The sequence below is a fragment of the Curtobacterium sp. ISL-83 genome, assembly GCF_018613895.1.
In the GTDB taxonomy this organism is placed as follows: domain Bacteria; phylum Actinomycetota; class Actinomycetes; order Actinomycetales; family Microbacteriaceae; genus Curtobacterium.
Map to the genome: position 1 here is coordinate 128,913 of NZ_JAGGPH010000007.1, position 19,756 is coordinate 148,668.

The window sequence follows — 19,756 nt, forward strand, 5'->3', positions numbered from 1 at the left end:
TCGGGAACGTTACCGAGTCGGCGGGGGTGGGTCGTGCCTCCCGTCCGGCCGTGTGCGTCGCGAGACGGACGCGTCTCGAGACCGACGCGTCGCGAGACGGACGCGTCGACCCGAGACACCGCGTCCCTCCCGAGACGCCGCCGGATACCGCGGCGTCTCACGCGCAAAGCGGCGTCTCAGGGAGACGGCGGCGTCTCACGGAGACGGGGGCGTCTCACGGAGACGGGGGCGTCCCACGGAGACGGACGCGTCCCACGGAGACAGGGGCGTCTCACGGAGACAGGGGCGTCTCACGGAGACGGCGGCATGTCTCGGAGACGGGAGCGGGGCCGTGCGGCGCGAAGCGTCCACGCACGACCCCACCCGGCGCGGATCCCACCCCCACAGCGGGACCCGCAGTCGACGGCCGCTCAGCGAGCGGCGTCGACGTCCTTGGCGAGCGTTCCCAGGTACAGCTCGATGACCTTCGGATCGTCGGCGAGCTCCTTCCCGGTGCCCGAGTACGCGTTCCGGCCCTGGTCGAGCACGTACCCACGATCGCAGATCTGGAGACAGCGTCGCGCGTTCTGCTCCACCATGACGATCGACACACCGGCCTTGTTGATCCGACGGGTCCGGATGAAGGTCTCGTCCTGGCGGACCGGAGACAGCCCCGCGCTCGGTTCGTCGAGCAGGAGCACCTTCGGGTCCATCATCAGCGCCCGCGCCATCGCCACGGACTGCCGCTCCCCGCCGGACAGGGACCCGGCACGTTGGTTCCGACGGTCGGCCAGGACGGGGAACAGGTCGTAGATCACCTCGAGCCGCTCCGCGAACTTGCGGGGCCGCAGGTACAGCCCCATCTGCAGGTTCTCCTCGATCGACAGGGAGGGGAAGACGTTGTTCGTCTGCGGCACGAAGCCGACACCGGCCTGCACGAGCTTGTTCGCCTTGAGGTTCGTGATGTCCTCGCCCTGCAGGGTGACCGAGCCCTCGCGGACCGACACCAGCCCGAACAGGGCCTTGAGGAGCGTCGACTTGCCCGCCCCGTTCGGTCCGATGATCCCGATGAGCTCCCCCGGGTAGCACTCCAGGTCGCAGCCGTTCAGGATGTTGACCCCGGGCAGGTACCCGGCGACCAGGTCCTTCGCCCGCAGGACGGGCTCCGCACCCTCCGGCCTGGAGGCGCTGCTCGCCACCGTCGCGCTGCTCGCGTCCGTCATCGGGTCGTCTCCTCTGCTGCGTCGGCCGCGTCTTCCTCGGCCACTTCCTCGGCCAGTTCCTCGTACGTCTCCTCGGTGAGGAGTGCGTCGTCGCCGAGGTCGGTGTCGTGGTGCGCACCGAGGTACGCGTCGATGACGGCCTGGTCGTCCATCACCGTGTCGGCCGGACCCTCGGCCACGACCTTGCCCTCGGCCATCACGACGACCCAGTCCGAGATGTGCCGGACCATGTGCATGTCGTGCTCGACGAACAGGACGGTCATGCCGTCGTCGCGCAGGGACTGGATGTGGCCGAGGAGCGACTGGGTGAGCGCGGGGTTCACGCCCGCCATCGGCTCGTCGAGCATGATCATCGTCGGGTCGGACATCAGCGCGCGGGCCATCTCGAGCAGCTTTCGCTGGCCCCCGGAGAGCGAACCGGCGTAGTCGTCCTGCTTGTCGAGGAGCTTGAAGCGCGCCAGGAGGTCCTCGGCCTTCGCCGTGATCTCCCGCTCACGCTTCGACCACACGGGCTTGACGAGCGCGGCGAAGAAGTTCTCGCCGGGCTGGTCCCGGGCGCCGAGGAGCATGTTCTGCATCACCGTGAGGCGGGACAACGCCTTGGTGAGCTGGAAGGTGCGGACCATGCCCTCCTTCGCGATGCGGGTCGCGCCGGTCTTCTGCAGGGTCCGGCCGTCGAAGGTCGTCCGCGCGCCGGGGCTCGGCTTGTCGAAGCCGGTGAGCAGGTTGAAGAACGTCGTCTTGCCGGCGCCGTTCGGGCCGATGAGCGCCGTGATCGATCCGCGCTGCACCTCGAGGTGGTGGACGTCCACCGCGGTCATGCCGCCGAAGTGCCGCTGGACCCCGTCGACGGTCAGGATCGGATCCGCCTTCGGGTGGGCGTACTGGGTGTCAGACACTGAACGTCAGCTCCTTCTTGTTGCCGAGCAGCCCCTGCGGGCGGAACACGATGAGGAGCATCAGCGCGACGCCCACGAGCACGTACGAGAACTGTTCGGCCTGCTGCGCGTTCATGATCGAGTTCGGGATGAAGTCACCGGCGAGGGTCCGGATCCCGAGCCGGAGCACGAAGAACAGCACCGAACCGAGCACCGGTCCGAACACGGTCGCGGCGCCGCCGAGGATCAGGGCCGTCCAGATGAAGAACGTCATCGACCGGCCCATCGCGTCGGGCTGCACCGAGCTCGGCAGGACGTAGATGATCCCGCCGAGCGCACCGAGCGCGCCACCGAACACGAGCGCCTGCATCTTGTACGAGTAGACGTTCTTGCCGAGGGACCGGACGGCGTCCTCGTCCTCGCGGATTGCCTTCACGACACGGCCCCACGGGCTGCGCATGAGCAGGAACAGCGCGAGCGTGAAGAGCGCCACGAGCGCCCACGCCGCGATCCGGATCCACCACCCGTTCACGCCGTTGTTCGCGTACGTGAACCACAGGACGGTCGTGGTGCCGTCGGGCAGCGGGCTGAGGGCGTTGAACGGGTCGCGGTAGCTCGCCCCGGTGATGCCGTTCGAGCCACCGGTCGTCGAGGTGAGCAGCGACGACCGGCCGACCATCCGGATGATCTCGGCTCCGGAGATCGTGACGATCGCCAGGTAGTCACCCCGCAGCCGGAGGGTCGGGACGCCGAGGATGACGGCGAACACGATCGACACCGCCAGGGCGACGAGGACCGCGACGACGAAGGGCAGACCGTTCGTGATCGAGATGGCGAACCCGTACGCGCCCAGCAGCAGGAACGCGGCCTGGCCCATGTTGACGAGTCCGGTCAGCCCGAAGTGGACGTTGAGCCCGATCGCGGCGAGCGCGAACGCCGCCGTGGTCGGGGCGAGGGCCTCCTGCGTGAGACTGCTGAGCAGGTTGAGGATGTAGTCCATTGCGCGCTCCCTTAACCGATGCGCTCGGCGCGGCCGAAGATGCCCTGCGGCCGGAACAGCAGGATGAGGATGAGGATCACGAGGGCCGTGGCGTACTTGAAGTCACCCGGCAGCACCAGGTTCGTGAGCTCGACGACGATGCCGATGATCATCGACCCGACGAGGGCGCCGTAGGCCGTCCCGAGACCGCCGAGGGTGACCGACGCGAACATGAGCAGGAGCAGCTGCAGGCCGGTCTGCCAGTTCACGCCGTTCAGCACGAGCCCGAGCATCACGCCCGAGAGCCCGGCGAGTCCCGCGGCGAGCGTCCACACGAACCGGATCACACGGTCGACGTCGATGCCGGAGGCGCTGGCGAGCGCCGGGTTGTCCGAGACCGCCCGGGTGGCCCGACCGAAGCGGGTCTTCGCCAGGAACAGGCCGGTGCCGACGAGCACGATGAGCGCGATCGCCATGGCCACGTAGGACTGCACCGTCAGCGTGATGCCCGCGAACGCGATCGTCTCCGGGTTGCCCTGCTGGATCCGGACCGTCGAGGCCCCGAAGACGTACTGGAACGCGTACTGGGCCGCGATGGACAGACCGATCGTGACGATCATCAGCTGCGTCAGGCTGATCCGCCGCCGACGCAACGGGCGCCAGATCACGGCGTCCTGCAGGTACCCGGTCAACGCGCAGAGCAGCGTGACGACGATGCCCGTCAGCCAGATGTTCCACCCGAGCTGGTTCGCGAACAGGTAGGCGAGGAGTCCGCCGAGGGTGACCTGCTCGCCGTGGGAGAAGCTCGACAGCCCCGTGGTGCCGTAGATCAGGGACAGGCCGACCGACGCCAGGGCGATGAGCAGACCGAGTCGGATGCCCGACGCGAACTGCTGCCAGGCCCGCGCTGCGGTGACGCCCGTGGACGCGTCGGTGGTCGTCGCACCCTTCTGGTCGGAGAGCTGGAAGATCTGCCCGACGTTGGCGTTCAGCGTCGCCTGCACGGTGCGCTTCGCGTCGGCCGCGTTCGTCAGGTACTGCCCCTTCGGCAGCGAGCTCTGGTCGACGCTCACGGTGTAGGTGCCCGCGGTGTCCACCCGAACGGACCACCGGCCGGTGGGCGAGGTGGTCGCGGTCTGCTGGAAGCCGGCCGGGCCGGCGACGACGACAGCGACCCCGACGGCGGGCTTCCGCGTCGAATCGGTGATCGTGCCCTGGATGCAGCCGTTCGTCGGGCTGACCGTGCAGGGTTGCGTGCTCGCCGGAGCCGACCCCGTGCCGGTGCTCGCGCTGCTGCTGGCACTCGGTGTCGCGGTGGCGCCGATGGCCGGCACGGTGGCAGCCCAGTCGATCAGGAAGGTCGCCAGGAACGCAGCGACGAGCACGGCCATCAGGACCGGTCGCCAGCGCCCCGGGCGGAGGCGGAACAGACGGGTCGACGTCTGCCCCGGAGGAGTGTTGGATCCCACGGTGGAGCCTCTCGTTCGGATGTCGAGTGACGCTAGGGGGGTTGTGTGACACCCGTGTTTCCATCGGGTTCCCTGCGTGATTCGTGCCGGAACTGTGACGTTGTGGAGGAATGGTGCGTGGCGGGGCCGCGCCGCGCCTCCCGTTCGTCCACAGGTGGCTCGACTGTCCACAGGGGCCACTGCGCCGGAATGGCGCGCGAGCCGCGGGCGTTACCATGTCCTATCCGGAACCCGCCGCCGCGTTCCCGGTGTCTCGACAACTGCACCTCGCCCACGAAGGGGAGCCATGGACCAGCCGGATCCGTTCGGATTCATCGGACTCACGTACGACGACGTCATGCTCCTGCCCGGGCACACCGACGTCATCCCGAGCGAGGCGTCCACGACGTCCCGGCTCACCAAGCGGATCGCGGTGAACGTCCCGCTGCTCTCCGCCGCCATGGACACCGTGACCGAGGCCCGCATGGCCATCGCCATGGCGCGCCAGGGCGGCATCGGCATCCTGCACCGCAACATGTCCATCGCCGACCAGGCCGCTGCCGTGGACAAGGTCAAGCGCTCCGAGTCGGGCATGATCACCAACCCGGTGACCACCACCCCCGACGCCACCGTGGCCGAGGTCGACGCCCTGTGCGGTCAGTTCCGCGTCTCCGGACTCCCCGTGATCGAGTCCGACGGCACGCTCGTCGGGATCATCACCAACCGTGACATGCGGTTCGTCGCACAGTTCGAGCACCAGACGACCCTGGTCCGGGACGTCATGACGAAGGCGCCGCTCATCACCGCTCCGGTCGGCATCGACCCCGAAGAAGCGATCGCGATCTTCGCGCAGCACAAGATCGAGAAGCTCCCGCTCGTCGATGCGGACGGGCGGCTCAAGGGCCTCATCACCGTCAAGGACTTCGACAAGAGCGAGCAGTACCCGGACGCCACCAAGGACGAAGCGGGCCGGCTGCGGGTCGGTGCCGCGATCGGGTTCTTCGGCGACGCCTGGCAGCGTGCCGTCGCCCTGCGCGATGCCGGCGTGGACGTGCTCGTCGTCGACACCGCCAACGGCGAGAGCGCCGGGGTGCTCGACATGGTCCGGCGCATCAAGGCGGACCGCTCGTTCGACGGCGTCGACGTCATCGGCGGGAACGTCGCGACGCGGGCCGGTGCGCAGGCGCTCATCGACGCCGGCGTGGACGCGGTCAAGGTCGGCGTCGGCCCCGGCTCGATCTGCACCACCCGCGTGGTCGCCGGTGTCGGCGTGCCCCAGGTGACCGCCGTGTACGAAGCGTCCCTCGCCGCGCGGGAAGCCGGCGTGCCGGTCATCGCCGACGGTGGTCTGCAGTACTCGGGTGACATCGCGAAGGCCCTGGTGGCCGGGGCGGACACCGTCATGCTCGGATCGCTCCTGGCCGGGACGGACGAGTCCCCGGGCGACATGGTGTTCCAGAACGGCAAGCAGTACAAGGCCTACCGCGGGATGGGTTCGCTCGGTGCGCTGCAGACCCGTGGCAAGAAGACCTCGTACTCGAAGGACCGGTACTTCCAGGCCGACGTCCCGTCCGACGACAAGCTCATCCCCGAGGGCATCGAGGGGCAGGTCCCGTACCGCGGCTCGGTGTCGAACGTCGTCTACCAGCTCGTCGGTGGGCTGCGACAGTCGATGTTCTACGTCGGCGGACGCACCGTGCCGGAGCTCAAGGCGCGCGGCAAGTTCGTGCGGATCACGGCGGCCGGTCTGAAGGAGTCGCACCCGCACGACGTGCAGATGGTCGTCGAGGCGCCGAACTACCGCAGCTGAAGAGGCTGGCCGGGCTCGCGGGGTTCGGGCCTGCGGGGGCTCGGGTCCGCGGGGGCTCGCCAGACGCCCCCCGCACGGCTGAGACGCCGCCCAATCATCGAGACCCCCCTGATCCGTCGAGACGCCGCCCTTTCCGGCGGCGTCTCGAGCGTTCGGGGGCGTTTCGCGCATCAGTGGGCGTCTCGCGCCGACCCGAGAGCCGTCTCGCGTCACGGAGACGCGGGCGTCTCGCGCCGACGGCCGCGTCTCGCCAGGACGGGGGCGTTCCCTCACAGGCGCTGAGGGCCGGGAGGCTCTCCACACCTCCGCCACGACGCCTCCCTCCGAACCTGGGTCGCGCAATCGTCGATCCATGGAGCGCACCCCACAGACCGTCATCACCGCACCGCCACTCGAGCTGGACGATCCCGTCCGGTTGTTCCACGGAGTCGGGGTCGAACGCCGGGACTGGGACGGACTCGACCCAATCGGGCGACGGCGCCTCGTCGTGCGAGCGAGGGCAGCACGACTGCAGCGAGACGCGGTCGTCTCGCACCGGTCCGCTGCGGCACTCTGGGGTCTGCCCGAGCACGACCGTGTCGACTGGCGGCTCCACGTGATCGACACCGCCGCGACGAAGACCCACAGCGGCTCCGGCGTGGTCCGGCACGTCGGCGCGCTCTCCGGGCACGAGACGGTGGTGCTCGACGGCATCCGGACGACCACGCTCGAGCGGACCCTCCTCGACCTCCTCCACACGATGCCGTTGGAGCACTCGGTCATCGTGCTCGACCACGCGCTCCGGAAGGGTGGTGTCACGCGGGAGGCGCTCGTGCAGGCCTCCGCGGTTCGTCGCGGTGGCCGGGGTTCCCGGCGTGCGACGCGGGCGCTCGAGTTCGCGGACCCGGCGGCCGAGTCTCCGGGTGAATCGCTCAGCAGGCTCACCGCGGATCGGCTCGGGGCTCCGGCTCCCGTCCTCCAGCAGGAGTTCGTCACGGAGGTCGGCCGGTTCCGCGTCGACTTCTGGTGGCCCGATGCCGGGGTCATCGGTGAGTTCGACGGTCGGGTGAAGTACGACGACCCGGAGGCACTGTGGGCCGAGAAACGGCGGGAGGACGCGCTTCGACGTGCACCCGGCGTCCGGAGCGTTGCCCGGTGGGGCATGTCGGAGGCGGAGGATCCCGTGCGCCTCGGGCGGATCCTGATCAGGGCGGGGGTTCCGCTCGCGCGGGGGTGGACACATCTCGCTTCGTGACCGCACGCGGCGCTCGCCCAGGGTTCATCGGGGCGTCAGCCGTCGCGGAACGCCCCCGTCGCCGCGGAACGCCCGCGTCGTGTCGAGACGCCCCCGTCTGTGCGGGACGCCCGAACGTGGGCAAGACGCCGCGAGATGCCGCGGCGTCTCGACGGAAAAGCGGCGTCTCGGCAGGTTGGCGTTGTCGCCGCGGAACGCCTGCGCCGTGTCGAGACGCCCCCGTCTGTGCGGGACGCCCGAACGTGGGCGAGACGCCGCGAGATGCCGCGGCGTCTCGACGGAAGAGAGGCGTCTCGGCAGGTTGGCGTCGTCTCGGCGAGACGGCGGCGTCTCGGCCGGAACGGGGTGTCTCGGCCGGAACGAGCCGCCTCGCGCGCGGGGACCTACGCGGAACGCCAGTCGTTCGAGGTGATGTGGCTGCCGCCGTGCGGGCCCATCTGCAGCATGCCGCCGTCGACGGGCAACGACACCCCCGTGATGTACGACGACCCGCGTGAGGCCAGGAACGCCACCGCGGCCGCGATCTCCCACGCGTTGCCCGGACGCCCCAGCGGGACACCCGGACGGTCGATGGTCTGCGGGTCCTCGTCCTCGGCGCCGGTCATCCGGGTGGCGATCTCCCCCGGTGCGACGGCGTTCGCGGTGATCCCGTACTGGGCGAGCTCGATGGCGACGGTCTTCAGGAGCCCTCCGAGCCCGTGCTTCGCGGCGTCGTACGCGCTCGACCCGTAGCGCGGCTGGTGCTCGTGCACACTCGTGATCCCGATGATCCGGCCACCGTTGCCCGCCGCGACCATGCGCTTCGCTGCGGCCTGGATCGTGACGAACGCCCCGTCGAGGTCCGTCGCGACGGTGTGCCGCCACTGCTCGATCGTCATCTCGAGGAGCGGCGTGTTGTCCCCGGTGCCGGCGTCGGCGACGAAGACGTCGACGCCACCGAGCTGGTCGGCGAGCCGGTCGATGACCGCTCCGGCGTGCTCGAGGTCGGCGACGTCGATCTGTTCGACGAACGCCTTGCGGCCGAGCGCCCGGACCTCGGCGGCGGTCTCCTCGGCGCGGTCCGGCTCGGAACGGTAGGTGATCCCGATGTCCATCCCGGCGGTGGCGAGGGCCACCGCGGTGGCACGCCCGATGCCGGACTCGGACCCGGTGATGATGGCTGTGGTGGGCTGGAAGTCGCTCATGCGGCGGACCGTACGCCGCGCCTCCCGGGCGGCTCACCGGACCATCCGCCGGACGCGAGACGCGAGACGCGAGGCCGAACACCGCACCAACCGTCACGGCTGCGTAACGAAACACTGTGCGTACCACCCCGTCACGCGGCGGAAACACCGGGACCCTACGTTCTCTCACATCCCCAGCGGAGCCCCGGCTCCGCGCAGAGAAAGGGCTCCACGGATGACCAGAACCACCCGTGCCACCACGGCACTGGCGTTGGCGGGAGCGGCAGCGCTCCTGCTCGCCGCGTGTTCCACCACGACCAGCGCCGACCCGACCGCCTCCGCTTCCGGCGGCCCGAAGAAGGACCCGGCCGCGAGCTGCAAGGCCCCGGCCACCCCCAGCACCGACGCGCTCAAGATCGGCACGATCCTGCCGCTCACGGGCTCCCTCGCGTACCTGAACCCGCCCGCCGAGGCGGGCGTCGGCCTGGCCGTCGAGGACATCAACTCCGCCGGGGGCGTCCTCGGCAAGAACGTCGCCATCTCCCCCGCGACGGACTCCGGCGACAGCAACGACATGACGGTGTCGAGCTCGGCGGCGACCAAGCTCGTGAACGCCAAGGTGCCGGTCGTGATCGGTGCCGAGTCGTCCTCCGTCACGCTGAACGTCATCGACCAGCTGACGAGCAACTGCATCGTCGAGATCTCCCCCGCCAACACGGCGACGGACCTGTCCGGGTACTCGTCGTACTACTACCGGACCGCTCCGCCGGACTCGGTGCAGGGTTCGGCGCTGGGCCAGCTCATCACGGGTGACGGCCACGCGAAGGTCGCGTTCCTGGTGTTCAACGACACGTACGGAACGGGCCTCCGCAACAGCGTGCAGACGGCCATCGAAGCCTCCGGCGGCCAGGTCGTCTACGGCGCCAAGGGCAAGGGGCAGGAGTTCCCGCCCGGGCAGACGACGTTCTCGTCCGAGGTGACCGCGGCACTCGCCACGAAGCCCGACGCGATCGTGGTCCTCGCCTTCGACGAGACGAAGTCGATCATCCCCGAGCTGAAGTCGCAGAACGCCGACATGAAGTCGATCTACATGTCCGACGGCAACACGGCGGACTACTCGAAGGACTTCGACAAGGGCACGCTCGCCGATGCCCAGGGCACCATCCCGGGCGCCTCGCCGAAGGGTGACCTGAAGCAGCGTCTCGCCGCGTTCTACAAGAAGTCGTCCGGCAAGGACCTCGCCGACTACTCGTACGCCGCGGAGTCCTACGACGCGACGACACTCGCCGCCCTCGCTGCCGTGAAGGGCAAGGGCACCGATTCGGGCACCATCCAGAAGAACATGGCGGCCGTGTCCGGTGCTGACGGTGGCACCGCGTGCGCCACCTTCAAGGCCTGTGCCGCCCTGCTGACCAGCGGGAAGGACATCCACTACACGGGTCCGTCCGGCATCGGTCCGTTCAACAAGAAGAACGACCCCTCGAGCGCCTACATCGGCATCTACAAGTTCGACGGGGACAACAAGCCGGTCTACAAGAGCGCGATCCAGGGATCCGCGAAGTAGCCACACCCCATCGCGAACGCGGCAGGTCCCACACGGGCCTGTCGCGTTCGTGCGTGTCGGCGGCACCCGGACGGGAGGCGCGGCGTGAGTTCGCCGGGCGGGTTGCGACACGATCCGGACGGGAGGCGCGGCACGGTCCGGCAGGGCGGGAACGGGTCAGCAGGGCGGACACGGTTCGGCAGCGCGGGTCCCGGTCGGCAGGCACCGCGGGTGCTGGGCCGCACCGCGAGCTCCGGTCGGCACCGACCGCGTCTGGCGCCGCTCAGGCCCGGCCCGACTACGTCGAGCGCCGCTCAGGGCCAGCCCGACCGCGTCGAGCGCGGCTCAGGCCGCGTCGGGCGCGCCGACCGCGGCGGTCCGGCGTGACGTCCGGTTCGCCGCGAAACTGTCCACCGTCAGGATGACGAGCGCCACCCACACGATCCCGAAGCCGACCCAGCGCGATGCCGACATCGCCTCGTGCTGCAGCAGCACCCCGACGACCAACTGCATGATCGGCGTGAGGTACTGCGTCAGCCCGAGCGTCGACAGGCTCAGTCGACGAGCCGACGACGCGAAGAGCAGCAGCGGCACCGCCGTCGCCGGCCCGGTCAGCACGGTCACGAGGGCGTGCACCCACCCGTCGCCGAGGAACGTCACCCCGCCGCCGAGCCCCGTCACGCCGAGCACCACCAGCGTGACGATCGCGAGCGGCAGCAACCACACGGTCTCGATCGTCAGCCCGCTGAGCGCGTCGACCGTCCCACCGACGCGCTTCTTGACGAGCCCGTACATGCCGAACGAGAACGCGAGCACCAGCGAGATCCACGGCACCTGGCCGTACCCGACCGAGATCACGATGACGGCCACGGCGCTGATCCCGACGGCCGTCCACTGCAACGGCCGGAGCCGCTCGCGGAGGACCACCACGCCGAGCGCGATCGTCACGAGCGGGTTGATGAAGTACCCGAGCGCTGCCTCGACCGTGTGCCCCGTGGTGGTCGCGAGGACGTACACGGTCCAGTTGACGACGATGAGCACGGCGGCGAGCGCCATCACGGCCATGACCCGACGCTGCGCCATCAGCGTGCGCGTCCGCCGCCACGACCGGGTCAGCGCGATGGCGACGGCGCAGAACACCAGGCCGAAGACGATGCGCCAGGAGACGATCTCGAACGCGCCGGCGGGGGCCATCGCCGCGAAGAGCAGCGGCATGAGGCCCCAGAGCCCGTACGCGACGATCGCCTGGACGACGCCGACCGATGCCTCGCTGCGCGCCGGTGTCGATCGCGCTGGGGTCGGTCCCGCCGGGGTCGGTTCGCTCACGGAACCATCCTAGGAACCCGCGCTGACGGACCGGGGCCGCAGCGCGCCTCCCGGAGGGTGCGGACGTCACCGCGGAGACGCGGGGAGCGCCCCCCGAACGCGAGAACGCCCCGTCGGCCGTGAGGCCGGACGGGGCGTCCGTGCTGCGAGCTGGGTCTCAGCGCTCGATGACCGCGAGGACGTCGCGGGCCGAGAGGACCAGCAGGTCCTCGCCGGAGTACTTGACCTCGGTGCCGCCGTACTTGGAGTAGATGACCTTGTCACCCACGGCGATGTCGAGCGGCACGCGGTTGCCGTTGTCGTCGATGCGACCCGGTCCGACGGCGACGACCTCGCCCTCCTGGGGCTTCTCCTTCGCGGTGTCCGGGATGACCAGACCGGAAGCGGTGGTCTGCTCCGCCTCGACCTGGCGGATGACGATGCGATCCTCGAGCGGCTTGATGCTGACGGCCACGGTGACCTCTTCTTTCTCGGTACGGACTCGGTACAGATGAAACCGGGTTGGCACTTCGCGCAGGAGAGTGCCAACGCCAACTCTAGGGGGCTGCTGGCACTCGGTCAATCCGAGTGCCAGCGCTTCCCGAGGTCGGGCCGTCACCTGGGAGGATCGGGGCATGGACGCCGACGAACTCGCCCAGCTGCTGACCCCCGACGGGATGGCGCTGCTCGACCGCACGCCGGGCGTCTCGGACGGCGGGGAGATCGTCCGGGTCGTCTCACGCCTGCGATCCGAAGGCCACGATCCCCGCCTGGTCGCCGCCGTGCTCACCCAGGCGCGGCTGCGACTGAAGGGCACCGGCAAGTTCGGCCCGTTCGCGGCCCGGATGCTCTTCACCGAGGCCGGCCTCGAGCAGGCAACCCGGCTGCAGGTCGCCGCGCAGCACGCCGGGCGCTTCGCCGCCGCCGGACTCACCCGGGTCGCCGACCTCGGCTGCGGGATCGGCGGCGACGCGATGGCGATGGCGGCGCTCGACCTCGACGTCACCGCCGTCGACCGCGACGAGGTGACCGCGGCGGTCGCCACGCACAACCTCGCGCCGTGGCCGCGAGCACGCGTGGAGCTCGGTGACGCCGCTTCGTTCGACGTCGGGCGTGTCGACGGGGTGTGGATGGACCCCGCGCGACGGACCTCAGGGCACTCGGACACCCGGCGGCTGGCGGACCCGGACGACTGGTCCCCCTCGCTCGACACCGTGTTCGCCACCGCGACGACGGTCCCCACCGGCGTGAAGCTCGGCCCCGGGATCGACCGCGACCTCATCCCCGACACCGCCGAGGCACAGTGGACCTCCGTCGACCGCGAGGTCGTCGAGCTCGCCCTGTGGTTCGGCCCCCTCGCGCGTCCGGGCATCCGACGGGCCGCGACCGTCATCGGGTCGCACGGGATCGCCGAGCTCACCGGACCCGAGGACTCCCCCGACGAGGCCGTCGGGCCGCTCGGAACCCACCTCTACGAGCCCGACGGTGCCGTGATCCGGGCGCGGCTGATCGGGGACCTAGCGCGCTCGCTCGACGGGCACATGCTGTCCGACGGGATCGCGTACGTCACCTCCGACCGGGCGGTGTCGACGCCGTTCGCGCAGGGGTTCCGGGTGCTCGACGTCCTGCCGCTCGACGTCAAGCGGCTCGCCGCCCGCCTGGCGGCGGACGGCATCGGCACGGTCGAGATCAAGAAGCGCGGGGTCGACGTGGACCCGGCACAGTTCCGGAAGCGGTTGCGGTTGCGCGGGACGGGTCGCGTCACGCTCGTGCTCACCCGCCTGGAGGGTCGGCACACCGCGATCCTGTGCGAGCGGCTCGCGGACGTGGCCGGGTAGGCGACCGGTGCCCGTCAGAGGATGAAGGCGCCGGAGTCCGTGCCGTAGTTGTAGCTCGAGGTCGAGCCGAGCGACGAGAAGACGATGATCGCGACGATCCAGAGGATCCAGACGGCGGCCATGATCCAACCGGCGATGATGCCGGTCAGCGCCAGGCCACGTCCGGCTTCGCCCGACTGCTTGATCTTCCCGAGCGCGATGTGTCCGAGGATCGCCCCGGCAGGTCCCAGGAGGATCGCCATGAACCACAGCGGAACCGCTCCGAGCCCGAACACGATCGACATGATGGCCAGGGTGTTCGTCTTCGGGCGCTGCGCGTAGGGCTGGTACCCGAGGGAGCTGTACGGGCCGGCTGCGTACGAGTTCTGCTGTTGGCCGTACGGGTTCGGCTGCTGACCGTACGGGTTCTGCGGCGCCGCGTACGGGTTCTGCTGGCCGTACGGGTTCTGCTGCTGGCCATAGGGGTTCTGGGGTGCGCCGTACTGCTGCCCCGGCTGTCCGTACGTCGGCTGCCCCGGCGCCTGCTGCGCGTACGGGTTCTGCTGCGCGTACGGGTTCGGCTGGCCAGGCTGGTACTGCTGCTGGCCAGGCTGGTTCTGCTGCTGCTGCCCGGGCTGGTCCGCGGTGTACCCGCCAGAGACACCCTGCGCCGCGGAGCCCTGTCCGGACTGCGCCCACGGGTCGGCCGGGCGGTTGGCCTGCGGATCCGTCTGCCCTGCCGAGTCGTCGCTCGGCGTCGTCTCGCCCGGCTTCGGCCACTGGTTCTGATCGGACACCGTCCACCCCTCTCGACGCCGGTTCGTCGACGCCCTGTGAATCCTCCCACACGCCCCCGGCAGCCGACCGGCCCCCGACCGGGGCAGGACGAGCACGGCGAACCCGCGGTGGACGGTCCGGTCCGGTCCGGACGTACCGGCGCTCAGACCTGGACGGTCGTGACCGGCAGCGTCGAGTCCGCCGCGATCCCGAGGTCGCTCGGAGCGTGCCCCTCGGCGACCAGTCGCGCTCCGACTGCGGCGATCATCGCGCCGTTGTCGGTGCAGAGATCGAACGGCGGGATCCGCAGCGCGACCCCGGCGGCCGCGCAGCGCTCCTCGGCGACCTGACGGAGCCGGGCGTTGGCGACGACACCACCGCCGAGCAGCAGCCGGTCGACCCCGGTGTCCCGACAGGCGTTCAGCGCCTTCGTCAGGAGCACGTCGACCACGGCCTCCCGGAAGCTCGCGGCGACGTCGGCCACGGGGACCTCGCGCCCCTCGTCGCGGCACTTCTCCACCCAGCGGGCGACCGCGGTCTTCAGCCCGGAGAACGAGAAGTCGTACCGGTGCGCGGCCATGTCCTTCGGCAGGGTCAACCCGCGCGGGAACCGGATCGCCTTCGGGTCACCGTCCGCCGCGGCCCGATCGATCTGCGGGCCGCCCGGGTACGGCAGCCCGAGCAGGCGCGCGACCTTGTCGAACGCCTCGCCCGCGGCGTCGTCGATGGTCTCGCCGAGGAGCTCGACGTCGCCGACCAGGTCGCGCACGAGGAGCAGGGACGTGTGACCGCCGGACACCAGGAGTGCCACCGTCGGCAGCTCGATCGCGCTGCCGTCCGCGCGGAGGACGTCCGCGCCGACGTGCCCCACCAGGTGGTTGACCCCGTACAACGGCTTCCCCGTCGCGACGGCGAGCGCCTTCGCCGCGCCCACCCCCACCATGAGTGCACCGGCGAGCCCCGGGCCCGCGGTGACCGCGACGGCATCGAGTTCGTCGAGCGTCACCCCGGCCTGCGCGAGCGCCTGTTCCAGGGTCGGGGTCATCGCCTCGAGGTGTGCCCGCGCGGCGACCTCCGGCACGACACCGCCGTAGCGGGCGTGCTCGTCCATGCTCGACGCGATCACGTTCGCGAGCGGGGTCGTCCCCCGGACGATCCCGACGCCGGTCTCGTCGCAGCTGGTCTCGATGCCGAGCACCAGCGGTTCAGCTGCGGTCATCGAGCGTCTCCTGTCCGATCGGGCCGACCGTCTGGGGCGTCGCCGGCACTGCCGGCGAAGCGGCCGGGATGCCGGCTCGCATCACCCACGCGTCGACGCCGTCCGGCTGGTAGTACCGGGGGCGCGTGGCGATCTGCTCGAACCCGAACGCGGCGTACATGGCCTGCGCCACCGGGTTGTCCGCCCGCACCTCGAGGAAGACCTCCTGCACGCCGCGGCGCTGTGCTTCGTCGAGCAGTTCGGTGAACAGCACCCGGCCGATGCCGGCACCGCGCTGATCGGCCGCGACGGCGATGGTCTGCACGTCGGCGACGGGGTTGCCCGCGAGGGACGAGAGCCCCGCGTAGCCGACCACCGTCGGGGCGTCCCCACCGGTCTCGGCGGTCGTCTCCACCACGACGTAGTACTCGTGCGGTGAGTACAGCTCCCCCGCCATCTGCGAGGCGGACCAGGCGTCGGTGGGGAACGAGGCGTGCTCGAGCCACATGATGTCGTCCAGGTCCTGGGGGTGGGCGCGCCGCAGGCGCAGCCCGTCCGGCAGACCGCTCACCGCGCCACCCGCTTCGGAGCGCCCGGCATCGTCACGTCGGGGTCCCGCAGGTAGAGCGGGGTGTCCGCGGCGAACCCCGTGCCGGACGCGAGCCGGCCTGCGGCGAGCGCCCCGAGCCTCCAGGCCGGGATGGACAGCGCGGTCACGCGGTCCCAGCCCACTGCGTCCGGACGGGAGGCGCGGATCGCCTCGTCGAGATCGGCGGGCTGCACGAGTCCGGGGCCGGCCACGCGGACGCCGCCGGCGTCGTACGCGCTCCAGTAGACCTCGCGACGACGGGCGTCGGTGACGACGACGACCGGGCCCTCGCCGTCGTGGTCGGCGGCGACCGCATCGTGGCTGACGAGTGGCAGGAACGGGACCGACCGTGCCGCGGCGAAGGTGCGGGCGGCCGCGATCCCGACGCGGAGGCCCGTGAACGGACCCGGGCCCATCCCGGCGACGACGCCGGTGACCCCGGCGCCGGTGATGCCGGCTTCGGCGAGGACGTCGGCCAGGAAGGGGCCGATCACCTCGGCGTGCCGGCGAGAGTCCTCGGTGCTGCGGGTCGCGAGCGCGGCGCCGGTGGTCGGGTCGACGACGGCGACGGAGGTACCGGCGGAGGTGTCGATCGCGAGCAGCACCCGTCCATCGTACGCGGAGTCGACCGGCCTCCCGGGGCCCGTCGACGCCCCTCGGTACGCTCGGGGCATGGTCTTCGCGAACGCGGGAACGCTCGGCACCGTCCCGGGCCGACGGGACGAACTGGTGGCACACCTCACGCGACGGAGTGAGACCCTCGCAGCAGCGGGGTGCCTGACGTACGAGGTCGGCGTCGACGACGAGCAGCCCGACGTGGTCTTCGTCGTGGAGCTCTGGACCAGCCGCGCCGCGCACCGGGCGTCCCTGGACCTGGCGGAGGTGCAGGAGTCGATCGCCGCAGCCCGCCCGCTGCTGTCCGGCGAGTTCGGCGGGTTCCGGTTCGACGTCGTCGGGTCACCGCTGCACGACTGACGAATCGCGGGTGACGGCTTCCGTTCGCCCGTCAGATGCTGACGTCGGCCCAGCGGGACCCGGTCGCGGTGACGATCACGCGTCGCGGTTCGTCCGGGACGTCGTCGGGGTCACCCTCGGCATCGTCGACGCCGTCCGCTCCGGTGGCCCGCACGATCTCCACGTCCAACACGTCGTCCGAGATGCCGTCGACGAACCCGCGTCCCCACTCGACGACGACGATCGAAGCGTCCCAGTCGAGGTCGAGGTCGTCGAGCTCGACCGGGTCGGACAACCGGTAGGCGTCGACGTGCACCAGGTCCGGTCCGGTCGTCGTGGGGTGCGTCCGGGCGAGGACGAAGGTCGGGCTCGACACCTGTCCCCGGGCGCCGAGCGCCGCGCCGAGTCCGCGGGTCAGCGTCGTCTTGCCGGCGCCGAGCGGGCCGGTCAGCACGACCAGGTCGCCCGCCCGGAGGACCGCGGCGATCCGGGCGCCGAGAGCGCCCATCTCGTCGGTCGTGGCGACCGTGGTGTCGAGCACGACCGTGCCTTGCTGGGGTCCCGACTCCGTCACGGCCGCTCCCCGCGCAGGTACTCCGCCACGTGTCCCTCGGCCTCGTGGCCCCGGTACTCCCGGGGGACGCGCGCGCCGATGCGGCAGACGATCTCCTCGCCGATGGTGCCGAGCGCGTCGCCCCACTCGAGGACCGTCATCTCGTCGTGCTCCCCGGTGCCGAAGAGCACGACGGTGTCCCCGGTGCGCACGTCGTCGTCGCCGACGTCCACCAGGAACTGGTCCATCGCGACGCGCCCTGCGATGGGGTAGCGCTTGCCGCCGATCGCCACCTCGATCCGGCCCTGGGCCAGCCGCGGCACGCCGTCCGCGTACCCGACGGGCACGAGGGCGAGGGTGCTCTCGCGGGCGGTCCGGTACGTGTAGTCGTACGAGACGCCGGTGTCGACCGGCACACGTTTCGTCTTCGCGACCGAGGCCGTCAGCGTCATCACCGGCTCGAGACCGAGGTCGGCAGCGGAGACACCGTCCGCCCCGGGGATGCCGAACAGGTTGGCGCCCATCCGCACCATGTCCTTGCGGAACTCCTTGCGCTCCAACCCAGCCAGTGACGCGGCGACGTGCTCCATCGGGATGTCGAGTCCCGCGTCCTCCGCCTGCTCCACGCACGCGTCGAACACGGCCACGGCGGCGCTGTCCTCGTCGTCGGAGGACTCGGCCAGGTGCGTGTACGCGGCGACGACCTCGATGCGGCCGGCGCGCTGGGCGTCCCGAGCGAGTTCGACGAGCGCCGGCCAGTCCGCCGGGGTCGCCCCGTCGCGGTGGAGCCCGGAGTCGACGCCGAGGTGCACGCGGGCCGGCCGCTGGTCGACGGCGTCGATGATGCGCTGCAGCTCCGCCGTGTTCGAGACGCCGAGGTCGACCGCGGAGTCGATCGCGTCGCGGAAGTCCAGGTCGGGCGCGTGCTGCCAGGTGAACAGGTGGACGTCCTCGCCCACACCGATGGACCGGAGCCGCAGCGCGGCGGCGACGGTGAGCACGCCGATCCAGCGGATGCCGGCGTCGACCGCGGCGAGCGCGATCGGCTCGAGGCCGTGCCCGTACGCATCGGCCTTCATGATCGCCATGAGCTCGACCGGGCGCATCCACCCGCGCACCAGGTCGAGGTTGGCGCGGTAGGCGTCCAGGTCGATCTCGGCGCGGCGCAGGGGGGCGTTCACGTCGTCCTCCGTTCCACGCTGCGGCCGACGCGCGCGACGACCTCGTAGTTGATGGTGCCGACCGCCGCTGCCCAGTCCTCGACGGCGGGGTCGCCGTGCTCCGGGTCGCCCCACAGCACGGCCTCGTCGCCGACCCGCACGTCGGCGTCGCCGATCTCGACGTGCATCGCGTTCATCGCGACCCGTCCGACGACCGGGAACAGCCGGTCTCCGATGCGGACCGAGACCCGGTTGCCGAAGTCGCGGTCGAAGCCGTCCGCGTACCCGAGGCCGATGACCGCGAGCCGCGTGTCGGTCGTCGCACGCCACGTGTAGCCGTAGCTGACGCCGTCGCCGGCACGGACCGGCACCGTCCGGAGCACCGCTGCGGTGAGCCGCATCGCCGGCCGGAGACCGAGGTCGGCGGAGGTGCGATCGGCGAACGGGCTGAGACCGTACAGGGCGAGCCCGACGCGGGCGAGGTCGTGCCGGGTCTCCGGGACGGCGATGCTGGCAGCGCTGGCCGCCAGGTGCACGACGTCGGGGACGATGCCGACCGCACGGAGGCCGTCGAGCGCCCGCTGGAGTGCGGAGTCCTGGTCGAGGTCGTCCGCGCGGGACGCGTTCGACAAGTGCGACATGAGCCCCTCGATGCGCAGCCGGTTCCCGCTGCGGGCCAACCGCGCTGCCGTCGTGAAGAGCTCCGGCCACTCCGACTCCACGGCGCCGTTGCGGCTCAGGCCGGTGTCGATGCAGAGGTGCACGGCCCGGACCTCGGAGTCCGCCGCGGCCGAGAGCTGCTCGACGCTCGACACCGCCGGCGTGACGTCGTACTGCGCGGCACGTCGGAAGTCCTCGTCGGGAGCGTGCAGCCACGCGAGGATCCGCACCCCCTCGTCGATGCCCGCCTGGCGCAGGGCGACGGCCTCGTCGAGATCAGCGACGCCGAGCCACTCCGCACCGGCGTCCACGAAGGCCCGAGCGGCGTCGACTGCGCCGTGGCCGTACGCGTTGGCCTTGACGACCGCGATGACGCCGGCCGGCGCCACGCGCTCGGCGACCGTCGCGTAGTTGGCGATCAAAGCCTCCCGATCGACCGTGATCCCGGTGAACGCGCTCATCGCGCACCCCCTGACTGGAGGCGCT

Annotated in this window: 19 protein-coding genes; 5 read left to right on the top strand and 14 right to left on the bottom strand. The window is 71.1% G+C overall.

Annotation, left to right across the window (positions count from 1 at the left end; genetic code table 11):
• Positions 1-410 precede the first annotated feature (410 nt).
• From J7E22_RS05055 to J7E22_RS05070, 4 genes are read right to left on the bottom strand one after another with little or no spacing between them, the layout of a single operon-like run.
• Positions 411-1,202 (bottom strand): ABC transporter ATP-binding protein, encoded by a 792-nt coding sequence (locus J7E22_RS05055; protein WP_214979563.1) that lies wholly within the window; start codon positions 1,200-1,202, stop codon positions 411-413.
• Positions 1,199-2,101: an ABC transporter ATP-binding protein gene (locus tag J7E22_RS05060; protein WP_214979566.1), complete on the bottom strand. Its 903-nt coding sequence runs from the start codon at positions 2,099-2,101 to the stop codon at positions 1,199-1,201. The genes J7E22_RS05055 and J7E22_RS05060 overlap by 4 nt, the downstream gene beginning before the upstream one ends.
• On the bottom strand, positions 2,094-3,080 hold the full coding sequence (locus J7E22_RS05065; protein ID WP_214979568.1) for a branched-chain amino acid ABC transporter permease: 987 nt from the start codon (positions 3,078-3,080) through the stop codon (positions 2,094-2,096). Before J7E22_RS05065 ends, J7E22_RS05060 begins: the two co-directional genes overlap by 8 nt.
• Positions 3,081-3,091: 11 nt before the next feature.
• Positions 3,092-4,444, bottom strand: a complete 1,353-nt coding sequence (locus J7E22_RS05070; protein ID WP_374193263.1) for a branched-chain amino acid ABC transporter permease — start codon at positions 4,442-4,444, stop codon at positions 3,092-3,094.
• Positions 4,445-4,814: 370 nt separating this feature from the next.
• Here J7E22_RS05070 and guaB point away from each other — a divergent pair, with 370 nt between their 5' ends.
• Positions 4,815-6,317, top strand: coding sequence for an IMP dehydrogenase (gene guaB, locus J7E22_RS05075; RefSeq protein ID WP_214979570.1), 1,503 nt, complete (start codon positions 4,815-4,817; stop codon positions 6,315-6,317).
• A 352-nt stretch (positions 6,318-6,669) separates the two neighbouring features.
• Positions 6,670-7,551 (top strand): hypothetical protein, encoded by an 882-nt coding sequence (locus J7E22_RS05080; protein WP_214979572.1) that lies wholly within the window; start codon positions 6,670-6,672, stop codon positions 7,549-7,551.
• Positions 7,552-7,934: 383 nt separating this feature from the next.
• Here J7E22_RS05080 and J7E22_RS05085 read toward each other — a convergent pair whose 3' ends face one another.
• Complete coding sequence (locus J7E22_RS05085) at positions 7,935-8,735, bottom strand: SDR family oxidoreductase (RefSeq protein ID WP_214979574.1); 801 nt, start codon at positions 8,733-8,735, stop codon at positions 7,935-7,937.
• A gap of 214 nt (positions 8,736-8,949) precedes the next feature.
• Between J7E22_RS05085 and J7E22_RS05090 the strand changes: the two genes are divergently transcribed.
• Complete coding sequence (locus tag J7E22_RS05090; RefSeq protein WP_214979576.1) at positions 8,950-10,278, top strand: ABC transporter substrate-binding protein; 1,329 nt, start codon at positions 8,950-8,952, stop codon at positions 10,276-10,278.
• 324 nt (positions 10,279-10,602) lie between these two features.
• Here J7E22_RS05090 and rarD read toward each other — a convergent pair whose 3' ends face one another.
• On the bottom strand, positions 10,603-11,583 hold the full coding sequence (gene rarD, locus J7E22_RS05095) for an EamA family transporter RarD (RefSeq protein WP_308159157.1): 981 nt from the start codon (positions 11,581-11,583) through the stop codon (positions 10,603-10,605).
• Between the two features lie 157 nt (positions 11,584-11,740).
• The gene (groES, locus tag J7E22_RS05100) at positions 11,741-12,037 is read right to left on the bottom strand and encodes a co-chaperone GroES (protein WP_214979578.1); all 297 of its coding nucleotides are present in this window, start codon (positions 12,035-12,037) and stop codon (positions 11,741-11,743) included.
• A 160-nt stretch (positions 12,038-12,197) separates the two neighbouring features.
• Between groES and J7E22_RS05105 the strand changes: the two genes are divergently transcribed.
• Positions 12,198-13,400, top strand: coding sequence for a class I SAM-dependent methyltransferase (locus tag J7E22_RS05105; RefSeq protein ID WP_214979580.1), 1,203 nt, complete (start codon positions 12,198-12,200; stop codon positions 13,398-13,400).
• A 14-nt stretch (positions 13,401-13,414) separates the two neighbouring features.
• Here J7E22_RS05105 and J7E22_RS18115 read toward each other — a convergent pair whose 3' ends face one another.
• The 4 genes from J7E22_RS18115 to tsaB form a co-directional block, all read right to left on the bottom strand.
• Complete coding sequence (locus tag J7E22_RS18115; protein WP_214979582.1) at positions 13,415-14,176, bottom strand: DUF4190 domain-containing protein; 762 nt, start codon at positions 14,174-14,176, stop codon at positions 13,415-13,417.
• Positions 14,177-14,319: 143 nt separating this feature from the next.
• Positions 14,320-15,375 carry a tRNA (adenosine(37)-N6)-threonylcarbamoyltransferase complex transferase subunit TsaD gene (gene tsaD, locus J7E22_RS05115; protein ID WP_214979584.1) on the bottom strand — a complete coding sequence of 352 codons (1,056 nt, stop codon included), beginning with the start codon at positions 15,373-15,375 and terminating at the stop codon, positions 14,320-14,322.
• Complete coding sequence (gene rimI / locus J7E22_RS05120; RefSeq protein WP_308159158.1) at positions 15,362-15,925, bottom strand: ribosomal protein S18-alanine N-acetyltransferase; 564 nt, start codon at positions 15,923-15,925, stop codon at positions 15,362-15,364. The genes tsaD and rimI overlap by 14 nt, the downstream gene beginning before the upstream one ends.
• Complete coding sequence (gene tsaB, locus J7E22_RS05125) at positions 15,922-16,548, bottom strand: tRNA (adenosine(37)-N6)-threonylcarbamoyltransferase complex dimerization subunit type 1 TsaB (RefSeq protein WP_214979585.1); 627 nt, start codon at positions 16,546-16,548, stop codon at positions 15,922-15,924. The genes rimI and tsaB overlap by 4 nt, the downstream gene beginning before the upstream one ends.
• A 67-nt stretch (positions 16,549-16,615) precedes the next feature.
• On the opposite strand from tsaB, the gene J7E22_RS05130 reads away from it, so the two are divergent.
• Positions 16,616-16,918: a putative quinol monooxygenase gene (locus J7E22_RS05130; RefSeq protein ID WP_214979586.1), complete on the top strand. Its 303-nt coding sequence runs from the start codon at positions 16,616-16,618 to the stop codon at positions 16,916-16,918.
• Positions 16,919-16,949: 31 nt separating this feature from the next.
• Here J7E22_RS05130 and tsaE read toward each other — a convergent pair whose 3' ends face one another.
• The 3 genes from tsaE to alr (J7E22_RS05145) are packed head-to-tail and all read right to left on the bottom strand — an operon-like array spanning position 16,950 to position 19,731.
• Positions 16,950-17,438, bottom strand: coding sequence for a tRNA (adenosine(37)-N6)-threonylcarbamoyltransferase complex ATPase subunit type 1 TsaE (gene tsaE, locus J7E22_RS05135; protein WP_374193254.1), 489 nt, complete (start codon positions 17,436-17,438; stop codon positions 16,950-16,952).
• Between the two features lie 29 nt (positions 17,439-17,467).
• On the bottom strand, positions 17,468-18,631 hold the full coding sequence (alr, locus tag J7E22_RS05140; protein ID WP_214979587.1) for an alanine racemase: 1,164 nt from the start codon (positions 18,629-18,631) through the stop codon (positions 17,468-17,470).
• Positions 18,628-19,731 (bottom strand): alanine racemase, encoded by a 1,104-nt coding sequence (gene alr / locus J7E22_RS05145; protein ID WP_214979588.1) that lies wholly within the window; start codon positions 19,729-19,731, stop codon positions 18,628-18,630. The genes alr (J7E22_RS05140) and alr (J7E22_RS05145) overlap by 4 nt, the downstream gene beginning before the upstream one ends.
• Between the last annotated feature and the right edge of the window lie 25 nt (positions 19,732-19,756).